At 72.0% G+C, this 8931-nt stretch carries 11 protein-coding genes and 2 pseudogenes; all 13 read right to left on the bottom strand.

All coding sequences use genetic code 11. The features are described from left to right. Nucleotides 1-446 (bottom strand): annotated as a pseudogene (locus ACXJKL_RS08175) (protein translocase subunit SecD); the annotation flags it as partial. A 1-nt stretch (nt 447) separates the two neighbouring features. Further along, nucleotides 448-759 carry a preprotein translocase subunit YajC gene (gene yajC / locus ACXJKL_RS08170; protein ID WP_457206566.1) on the bottom strand — a complete coding sequence of 104 codons (312 nt, stop codon included), beginning with the start codon at nt 757-759 and terminating at the stop codon, nt 448-450. Nucleotides 760-865: 106 nt separating this feature from the next. Beyond that, nucleotides 866-1975 carry a Holliday junction branch migration DNA helicase RuvB gene (ruvB, locus tag ACXJKL_RS08165; protein ID WP_457206565.1) on the bottom strand — a complete coding sequence of 370 codons (1110 nt, stop codon included), beginning with the start codon at nt 1973-1975 and terminating at the stop codon, nt 866-868. A gap of 13 nt (nt 1976-1988) precedes the next feature. Then, nucleotides 1989-2588, bottom strand: a complete 600-nt coding sequence (ruvA, locus tag ACXJKL_RS08160; protein WP_457206564.1) for a Holliday junction branch migration protein RuvA — start codon at nt 2586-2588, stop codon at nt 1989-1991. Then, a complete protein-coding gene (gene ruvC / locus ACXJKL_RS08155; RefSeq protein ID WP_457206563.1) occupies nt 2585-3106 on the bottom strand; it encodes a crossover junction endodeoxyribonuclease RuvC in 522 nt (173 codons plus the stop codon). The genes ruvA and ruvC overlap by 4 nt, the downstream gene beginning before the upstream one ends. Before the next feature lie 133 nt (nt 3107-3239). Further along, nucleotides 3240-4010, bottom strand: a complete 771-nt coding sequence (locus tag ACXJKL_RS08150) for a YebC/PmpR family DNA-binding transcriptional regulator (RefSeq protein WP_457206562.1) — start codon at nt 4008-4010, stop codon at nt 3240-3242. A 44-nt stretch (nt 4011-4054) separates the two neighbouring features. Beyond that, nucleotides 4055-4651: a pyridoxal 5'-phosphate synthase glutaminase subunit PdxT gene (pdxT, locus tag ACXJKL_RS08145; RefSeq protein ID WP_457206561.1), complete on the bottom strand. Its 597-nt coding sequence runs from the start codon at nt 4649-4651 to the stop codon at nt 4055-4057. A gap of 57 nt (nt 4652-4708) precedes the next feature. Further along, a complete protein-coding gene (locus ACXJKL_RS08140; RefSeq protein ID WP_457206560.1) occupies nt 4709-5650 on the bottom strand; it encodes a signal peptidase I in 942 nt (313 codons plus the stop codon). Beyond that, the gene (locus ACXJKL_RS08135) at nt 5647-6240 is read right to left on the bottom strand and encodes a SipW-dependent-type signal peptide-containing protein (RefSeq protein ID WP_457206559.1); all 594 of its coding nucleotides are present in this window, start codon (nt 6238-6240) and stop codon (nt 5647-5649) included. The genes ACXJKL_RS08140 and ACXJKL_RS08135 overlap by 4 nt, the downstream gene beginning before the upstream one ends. Beyond that, the gene (locus tag ACXJKL_RS08130; protein ID WP_457206558.1) at nt 6227-6766 is read right to left on the bottom strand and encodes a signal peptidase I; all 540 of its coding nucleotides are present in this window, start codon (nt 6764-6766) and stop codon (nt 6227-6229) included. Before ACXJKL_RS08130 ends, ACXJKL_RS08135 begins: the two co-directional genes overlap by 14 nt. A 22-nt stretch (nt 6767-6788) precedes the next feature. Further along, entirely contained in the window at nt 6789-7346 is a 558-nt protein-coding gene (locus ACXJKL_RS08125) for an alternate-type signal peptide domain-containing protein (RefSeq protein ID WP_457206557.1), read from the bottom strand. Between the two features lie 320 nt (nt 7347-7666). Further along, nucleotides 7667-8569 (bottom strand): pyridoxal 5'-phosphate synthase lyase subunit PdxS, encoded by a 903-nt coding sequence (gene pdxS / locus ACXJKL_RS08120; RefSeq protein ID WP_457206556.1) that lies wholly within the window; start codon nt 8567-8569, stop codon nt 7667-7669. Nucleotides 8570-8636: 67 nt separating this feature from the next. Then, nucleotides 8637-8931, bottom strand: a pseudogene (locus ACXJKL_RS08115) (phosphatidylinositol phosphate synthase); the annotation flags it as partial.

Raw genomic sequence — 8931 nt, 5'->3', positions numbered from 1 at the left:
ACCTGCGGCTGCGTGCCCGCGCCGCCGTCGGGGGTGCCCGGCACGGTCGGGGCGCCGCCCTGCCCCGCCGTCCCGGCGCCGGCCGTCCCGGCGGCCTGCGCGGCGACGACGCGGAAGCGCATCTGCGCCTGCCGCTTGACCGTCTCGACCAGGTCGCGACGGCTCTCGCCGGGGATCTCCACCACGACGTACTTGCTGCCCTGGGTGGAGACCTCGGCCTCGGAGACCCCGGAGCCGTTGACCCGGTCCTCGATGATCCCGCGCGCCTCGGAGAGTCGGTCGGTGGACACGTGGCCCTGGGCGATCAGCGTGATCCGGGTGCCGCCCTGCAGGTCGAGGCCCAGCTTGGGGGTCCAGGTGCCGGCCACGGCGACGAGCCCGTAGGCGACCAGGAGCCCGAGGAAGAAGACGACGAGGGTGCGTCCGGGGTTGGGGCGACGCGCCACCTCAGGCCTCGCCGTCGGTGGTGGTCGGCGGCAGGTCCGGGGTGTCGTCCTCGGCCGCCTCCTCGACGGAGCCGATGGCCGGGCGGACGACCTCGACCACGACACCCGTGGCGATCTCCACCCGCACGCGGTCGTCGACCACGGACACCACGGTGCCGAAGATGCCGGAGGACAGCATCACGCGCTGCCCGGGTTGCAGGGCGGACTGGATGCGAGCCAGGTTCTTCTGGCGGCGGGAGGCGGGGCGGATCACCATCAGCCAGAAGAGAAGGGCAATGGCCACCAGGGGCAGGAAGGAGACGAGCTCCGTCACGGTCGAGTACCTCGCGAGTCAGGGAGTGAGACGGCGATCCTCACGAGCATCTGACGCGCTCGGGGCGGACCAACGGTGGAGTGTACGTGCCGGGGTGGGAGCCGCGTCACACGTCGTCGAACAACGAGCCCTCGATGCCGGCACCGGCGGGCATCGACAGGCCGAGGTGGCGCCATGCCGCCTGCGTGGCGACGCGACCACGCGGCGTACGGGCCAGGAGCCCGAGGCGGACCAGGAAGGGCTCCGCGACCTCCTCGACCGTCTCGCGCTCCTCGCCCACGGCGACCGCCAGGGTGGCCACGCCGACAGGTCCTCCCCCGAAGCGACGGCACAGGACGTCGAGGACGGCGCGGTCGAGCCGGTCCAGGCCGGACTCGTCCACCTCGTAGAGCTCCAGGGCGGAACGGGACACCGGCAGCGTGACCACGCCGTCGGCGCGGACCTGGGCGTAGTCACGCACCCGGCGCAGCAGGCGGTTGGCGATCCGGGGTGTCCCCCGCGACCGGGAGGCGATCTCGGAGGACCCCTCACCGGTGAGCTCGACGCCGAGCAGGCCGGCCGAGCGGTGCACGATGAGGTCGAGCTCGTGCGGCTCGTAGAACTCGAGGTGCGCGGTGAAGCCGAAGCGGTCGCGCAGCGGACCGGGCAGCAGCCCGGCCCGCGTCGTGGCGCCGACCAGGGTGAACGGCGGGATCTCCAAGGGGATCGCGGTCGCGCCGGGACCCTTGCCGATGACGACGTCGACCCGGAAGTCCTCCATCGCCATGTAGAGCATCTCCTCCGCCGGACGCGACATCCGGTGGATCTCGTCGACGAAGAGCACGTCGCCCTCGTTGAGCCCGGAGAGGATCGCGGCCAGGTCGCCGGCGTGCGTGATGGCCGGTCCGCTGGTCAGGCGCAGCGGCGAGGAYATCTCGCCGGCGATGATCATGGCCAGCGTGGTCTTGCCGAGGCCGGGGGGCCCGGACAGCAGCACGTGGTCGGGGGCCTTGCCCCTCCGTCGCGCCGCCTCCAGCATCAGCCCGAGCTGGTCGCGCACCCGGGTCTGGCCGACGACCTCGTCCAGGCTCCGGGGACGCAGCGCCGCCTCGACCGCCCGCTCGTCGCCGTCGGCGTCCGCATCGGTGAGCCGGCGGAAGTGGGCCGCCTCCGCCGCGGTCAGGTCCGCATCGGAGACCTCCAGGTCACCGTCGGTGTCGTCCCAGTCGATCGGCATCGCCGCCGTCCCCTCAGGCCTTGCTCAGCGTACGCAGCGCGGCACGGAGCAGGGCGGGGACGTCGGGGCTCGGGCCGGCCTGGTCGGAGACGGTCTCGACCGCGCGGTCGGCCTCCTTGGCCGACCAGCCGAGGCCGACCAGTCCCTGCTGGACCTGGTCGCGCCAGGGCGCGCCGGCCGCGGCCGGCGACGGACGGCCGCTGGATCCCATCGGCGGACCGATGCGGTCGCGGAGCTCGAGGATGATGCGCTGCGCACCCTTCTGGCCGATGCCGGGCACCCGGGTGAGGGTCTTGACGTCCTCGGTGGCCACGGCGAGGCGCAGGTCGTCGGGCGTCAGCACGGCGAGCATCGCCTGGGCGAGCTTGGGTCCGACGCCGGACGCGGTCTGGACGAGCTCGAAGGCCTGCTTCTCGTCCTCGTCGAGGAACCCGAAGACGGTCAGCGAGTCCTCGCGCACGACCATGCTCGTGGGCAGCATCGCCTGGTGGCCGACGCGCAGCGTGGCCAGCGTGCCGGGCGTGCACATGAGCTCGAGCCCGACCCCGCCGACCTCGAGGACGGCGCTCGTGAGCGTGACGGCGGCGACCTCGCCGCGGACGAATGCGATCACTGCTTCCTCCCGGCCGCGGCCAGCGCGGCGTCGATGCGTGCCTGGGCGCTGCCGCGCCAGATGTGGGTGATGGCCAGGGCGAGGGCGTCCGCGGCGTCCGCGGGCTTGGGGGGCGCGTCGAGGCGCAGGATCCGCGTCACCATCGCGGTGACCTGCGCCTTGTCGGCTCGCCCGCTGCCGGACACCGCCGCCTTGACCTCGCTGGGCGTGTGCATGGCGACGGGCAGGCCCCTGCGGGCCGCGACCACGAGCGCGATCCCGCTGGCCTGGGCGGTGCCCATGATGGTGCTGACGTCCGAGCGCGCGAAGATCCGCTCCACCGCCACGGCGTCCGGCCGGAACTCGTCGAGCCAGGCGTCGAGACCCTTCTCGATGGTCACGAGGCGCTCGGCGACGGGGACGCCGGCGCTGGTGCGCAGCACGTTGACGTCGACGAGGCTCAGCGGTCGGCCCAGGGATCCCTCCACCACGCCGACCCCGCAGCGGGTGAGGCCGGGGTCGATGCCGAGCACACGCATGGGGACCCTTCCGTACGAACAGGTGTTCGGTCGACCACGCTACGTTCCGCGTCCCGCCGAGCGCCCGCGACACGCCGGGGCCGAGCGGCCGACCAGCAACGGATGGGCGAGCGACTCCCGCATGATCTCTGCGTCAGGCGTCCTCGAGCTCGGCGAGCACCGCGTCGGGGACGTCGACGTTGGTGAAGACGTTCTGCACGTCGTCGAGGTCCTCGAGGGCGTCGACGAGGCGGAAGACCTTGCCGGCGGACTCACTGTCGGCGACCGGGATCTCCATGCTCGCCACGAACTCGACGTCGGCCGAGTCGTAGTCGATGCCGGCGGCCTGGAGCGCGGTGCGCACCTCGACCACGTCGGTCGCCTCGGACTGCACCTGGAACGCCTCGTCGAGGTCGTTGACCTCCTCGGCACCCGCGTCGAGGGTCGCCTCGAGGACGTCGTCCTCCGAGACCTCGCGCGCCTCCTGCGTCTTGGGCACCACGACCACGCCCTTGCGCGCGAAGAGCCGCGAGACCGAGCCCGGGTCGGCCAGCGTGCCGCCGTTGCGGGTGACCGCCGTCCGGACCTCCATGGCCGCGCGGTTCTTGTTGTCGGTGAGGCACTCCACCAGGAAGGCGACACCCGCCGGGCCGTAGACCTCGTACATGATCGTGGAGTACTCCGCCCCACCCGCCTCGGCACCGGAGCCACGCTTGAGGGCGCGGTCGATGTTGTCGTTGGGGACCGAGCTCTTCTTGGCCTTCTGGATCGCGTCGAAGAGCGTCGGGTTGCCGGTGGGGTCGGGGCCGCCCTGCTTGGCGGCCACCTCGATGTTCTTGATGAGCTTGGCGAACAGCTTGCCGCGCTTGGCGTCGATCGCGGCCTTCTTGTGCTTCGTGGTCGCCCACTTGGAGTGGCCAGACATGGGTCCCTCTTCTTCTCCGGAGCAGTACGGCGTGGTCCGCGCGGTCAGCGCCTGCGCACCAGGTCCACGAACAGCTCGTGGACCCGGGTGTCCCCGCCGACCTCCGGATGGAAGGAGGTCGCCATCAGGTGACCCTGGCGAACGCCGACGATCCTACCGGCGGCCGGTCCGGCCGCCACGCGTGCCAGTGTCTCGACGCCGGGACCGACCTCCTCGACCCACGGTGCGCGGATGAAGACGGCGTGCACGGGGTCGTCGATCCCCTCGACGTGGAGGTCCTCCTCGAAGGAGTCGACCTGGCGGCCGAACGCGTTGCGCCGGACCGTCACGTCGAGCCCGCCGACCGTCTCCTGACCCGGCGTCCCGTCCTCGACCCGGTCGGCCAGCAGGATCATCCCGGCGCACGTGCCGAAGACCGGGAGCCCGGCGGCGACACGTGCCCGCAGGGGCTCGAGGAGCTCGAAGATCCGGGCGAGCTTGACCATCGTGGTCGACTCCCCGCCCGGGAGGACGAGGCCGTCCACGGCGGCGAGCTCGGCCGGGCGTCGTACGGCGGTCGCGGTCACACCGCACGCGGTGAGGGCACGCAGGTGCTCGCGCACGTCGCCCTGGAGCGCGAGGACGCCGATCGTCTGGGTCACGAGYGAGGATCCTACGGACCGTGTGGTGCGCCCCGGCCGCGCTGTGCCGGTCAGCGGCTACCCGACGGGGACGCAGCTCGCGCCACTGCCGTTGCCGCTGTAGCGGAAGTGGTTGGACTCCGACTCGAGCCCGCCGGTGATCGCGACGACCCAGATCTCGCCGACGGAGTTGTTGAGGTTGGCGTTGACGGTCGCGGCCGTCCTGGCGGTCCCGGCCACGGGCGCTTCGGAGGTGGGGTTCTGGTGACGGACCTGGAAGCTGGTCGGGTTGGACGACGACGTCCAGGTCAGGGCGGCTCCGCTCCCCTGTCGGTTGCAACCGGTCAGGACCGGCCTCTCGGGGACCGGTGCCGCCGTGGCGACGGAGATCTGCCCGGTGCCGGCGACCGTGTCCGACCAGAAGGCGGTCGTTCCCTCGGGGGCCCGGGCCACCCCCACGCCGACGCCGGCCACGACGGCCAGGACGCCGAGCACCGCGACGCCCTCGGAACGCGCCGGTCGGGCCCGACCTCGCGGACGGACCCACGTCAGGAGGACCACGGCGGCGATCGCGAGGAGGACGCCTCGCCCGACGGGTGCCGTCAGGGCGGCCAGCACCGTGCCGGCGTGCGGCACCGCGACCAGGACCCGATCGGCTGTCGGAACGTCGTAGGGGTCGGCGTCCGGGGTCGGGTTGGCATCGCCCTGGAGCACGAGCCCGGCGGGGTCGAGGGCCACCACGCGGTGGGTGACGCGGGTGCCTCGGGCGTCCCAGACGGAGACGACGTCGCCGACGGCGACCTCGTCGACGGGCACCGAGCGGGCCAGCGCCAGGGAGCCGGTCGGGATCTCGGGGTCCATCGAGCCCGAGGTGAGGACGAGCGGGGTGACGCTCGCGACGGTGAAGACCAGGGCGGTGACCAGGGACACCGCGCCGAGCGCGGCGGCGACGGTGAGGGCGGCGTTGCCGACCCGCAGGCCGAGGCTTCGCCGCGACGGGGCCGGCGAGATGTCGATCATGCGTTGGGATCCTTCTGGACGGCCTTGAACGTCAGGGTGATGCTCGTCCTGCCACCTGCGGGTGCGTTCGGTCCGAGGTCGGCYTGGACGCACAGGGTCCGGCTCTGGCCTGCGGGCAGCGACTGCGGCGTGCCGACCAGGGTCCCGGCGAACGACGTCGATGACGGCACGACGATCCCCTCGCAGGTCTTGCCGGCACTCGACGTGGTGACGGCCGACGCGGTCGTGACCCGGGCGGTCAGCGCCGCCCCGGTGCCGGTGGGCGCGGTGTCTGCCGTGACGGCGTCGACCGTGTAGGTCATGACCGCGTTGTCGCCGGTGCTGGTGTTGCTCAGGGTGACGACGGCGGCCGTCGAGGTGTTCCGTGCCATGTCCACGACGTCGAGTCCCAGGGCGACCTGCTGGTCGCCGCCGTTGACCTTGAGGTCGAAGCTGCCGGCCCGCACGGTCCCCGGCGAGATGACCACGCGTGAGGACCAGTAGGCCATCGTGTTGACCCCGAGCGGGGCCACCAGGACCCCGAGGGCGAGCGCGGCGCGGACCCGCACCGAGCCCAGCACGCGGAACCCGGACGTGTCACGCGGACGCATGAACGGCCCGGCGGGATCGTGGGAGCACGGCACCGATGAACTGGACGCCGGCGTAGCCGAGCAGGAGGGCGGCGACGAGGTAGACGGCCATCTGTCGCTCCTGTCCGCCGACGAGGGTGTTCAGCCGGCCCAGGTGGGGCACGGAGTACCAGCGCTCACCGCGGACCTGGACGGGTCGCACCGCGGCGGCGTCGGGCGTGGTGTTCGCGTCGCCCTGGGTGGTGAAGCGCAGCTCGCCGGTGGCGTCCACGCCGACGGCGGTCACCCGGTGGGTGAYGACCGTCGGCCTGCCCGACTCGAGCTGGTAGGTGATCACCGTGCCGACCGAGACCTCGCTCGGGTCCACGGGCCTGACCACCACGAGGGTTCCCGGAGGCATCCCGGGCTGCATGGAGCCGGTGAGGATCGTGTACGGGGTCGCCCCGCCGAGCCGTGGGATCAGCACGGCTGCGGCGAGGACCGACACCATCACCAGGATGACCAGCCAGGCGAAGGCCTGACCGACCCATCCCAGTACGGCTCTCATCGACTCGGATCCCTTCTGCGGATCAGGCGTTGGGGTTGTTCTGGACGAGCGAGACGGCGATGTCGTTGAGCACCGCGGTGTCGCCCTGCGCGCTGTTCACGTTGACCGCCGGCGAGCCCTGCTCGTTGGTGCCGTACGGGAAGGTGACGGTGAGGGTCGCGGTGACCGTCTTGCCGTTGTCGGCGGAGGTGACCTGCGCCGAGTTGCCGATCGCGGTGGTGCCGAGGGAGTACGCCGCGGCGACCGTCGCGGTCACGTCACCGTTGCCGATGGCGTAGGTCGAGGGCGTGGTCAGCGTGGCCGCCAGGTTGTCACCGGAGCCGCGCACCACGAAGGTGCACTTCTTGGTGACGACGTCGCCCGGCACGAAGCGCACGACGGTGCTGCCGGCACCGGCCTTGCCCGCGGCGTACTTCCACGCCGTGTCGCACGACGGGGCGTCGAGCGACAGGTTGCCGGCCGTCACATCGCCACCCTGGATGGTCTCGGCATCGGTCCAGTAGGCCAGCGAGCCGGCGCCACCGAGGAGCAGGACGGCGGCGGTGGAGGCGGCGAGGGCACCCTTGGTGGTGTTCTTCATGGGGGGATCCTTTGGATTCGATGAGGTCTGCGTGAGGCCCGAGTCCGGAACCTCTTGACAGAACCTTGACCTGTCGCCGCCCGCCCTCGTGCCGATGAGGGCGAGGGGTTCACCCTGCGTGGAGAACTCTTTACTTTCCCGTTGCGCCCATCCCGACCGCTGGTCTGACCACCCCTCGTGTGTAGCCCAGACGTGTCATGCGCGTACGGCGCGGCGCGGCGGCGTACAGCCCACGGACGGTGCGGTGAGGACACACCGAGGGACGACGAAGCCCCGACGCCGTGGGGCGTCGGGGCTCGGTCTCGCCGGAGGAGCGTCGGTCACCAACCGCGCTCGGAGAGCCGGTGCGGCTGCGGGATCTCGTCCACGTTGATGCCGACCATCGCCTCACCGAGCCCGCGGCTCACCTTGGCGACGACGTCGGGGTCGTCGAAGAAGGTCGTGGCCTTGACGATCGCCTCGGCCCGCTGGGCGGGGTTGCCGGCCTTGAAGATGCCCGAGCCGACGAACACGCCCTCGGCACCCAGCTGCATCATCATCGCCGCGTCGGCGGGCGTGGCGATGCCACCGGCGGTGAAGAGCACCACGGGCAGCTTGCCCGTCCCGGCGACCTCCTTGACCAGCTCGTACGGCGCCTGGAGCTCCTTGGCCGCGACGTACAGCTCGTCCTCGGCGAGGCCCGCGAGGCGGCGCAGCTCGGCGCCGATGGTGCGCATGTGCATGACCGCGTTGGACACGTCGCCCGTGCCCGCCTCGCCCTTGGAGCGGATCATCGCGGCGCCCTCGGTGATGCGCCGCAACGCCTCACCGAGGTTGGTGGCACCACACACGAACGGCACGGTGAAGTGCCACTTGTCGATGTGGTTGGCGTAGTCGGCCGGGGTCAGGACCTCGGACTCGTCGATGTAGTCGACACCCAGCGACTGCAGGACCTGCGCCTCGGCGAAGTGGCCGATCCGGGCCTTGGCCATGACCGGGATCGAGACGGACGCGATGATCGAGTCGATCATGTCGGGGTCGCTCATCCTGGACACGCCGCCCTGGGCGCGGATGTCGGCGGGGACCCGCTCGAGGGCCATCACGGCGACGGCGCCGGCATCCTCGGCGATCTTGGCCTGGTCGGCGGTGACGACGTCCATGATGACGCCGCCCTTCAACATCTCGGCCATCCCGCGCTTGACGCGCGAGGTGCCGGTGGTGGGGGTCTGCGGGATCTCGGACATGCCCGAATCGTACGACCGGGCCCGGCGCCTCCCTGCCTCGGGACCGACGCCTGCACGGACCGGTGGGTCAGGCCTGGGCGGGGCCGTCGGGTCGGACCTCGGCCAGGGCCTGCCGGCGGACCAGCAGCACCCGCTGCAGCACCGTCACGGTGCTCGCCACCGCGAGCAGCCACAGCGTCGCCTCGTAGAGGATCGGCAGGTCCAGGACGTCGCCGAAGAACGTGAAGACGAGGATGGCGACCAGCCGGTCGGCCCGCTCGGCGATACCCGTCTTCGCGTTGAAGCCGAGCCCCTCGCCACGGCTGCGCGCGTACGACGTGACCGAGCCCATCACCAGGCAGACCAGTGCGMGGCACAGGTAG

Source organism: Nocardioides sp. P5_C9_2 (assembly GCF_054049555.1).
This window is presented reverse-complemented; position numbering and strand designations above follow the sequence as displayed.

What these genes read in the sequence shown, in the direction of transcription:
- ACXJKL_RS08150 (WP_457206562.1), bottom strand. Translation starts at nt 4,010, where the DNA reads ATGTCTGGCCACTCCAAGTGGGCGACCACGAAGCACAAGAAGGCCGCG.
- pdxS (WP_457206556.1), bottom strand. Translation starts at nt 8,569, where the DNA reads ATGTCCGAGATCCCGCAGACCCCCACCACCGGCACCTCGCGCGTCAAG.
- ACXJKL_RS08125 (WP_457206557.1), bottom strand. Translation starts at nt 7,346, where the DNA reads ATGAAGAACACCACCAAGGGTGCCCTCGCCGCCTCCACCGCCGCCGTC.
- ACXJKL_RS08140 (WP_457206560.1), bottom strand. Translation starts at nt 5,650, where the DNA reads ATGATCGACATCTCGCCGGCCCCGTCGCGGCGAAGCCTCGGCCTGCGG.
- ruvC (WP_457206563.1), bottom strand. Translation starts at nt 3,106, where the DNA reads ATGCGTGTGCTCGGCATCGACCCCGGCCTCACCCGCTGCGGGGTCGGC.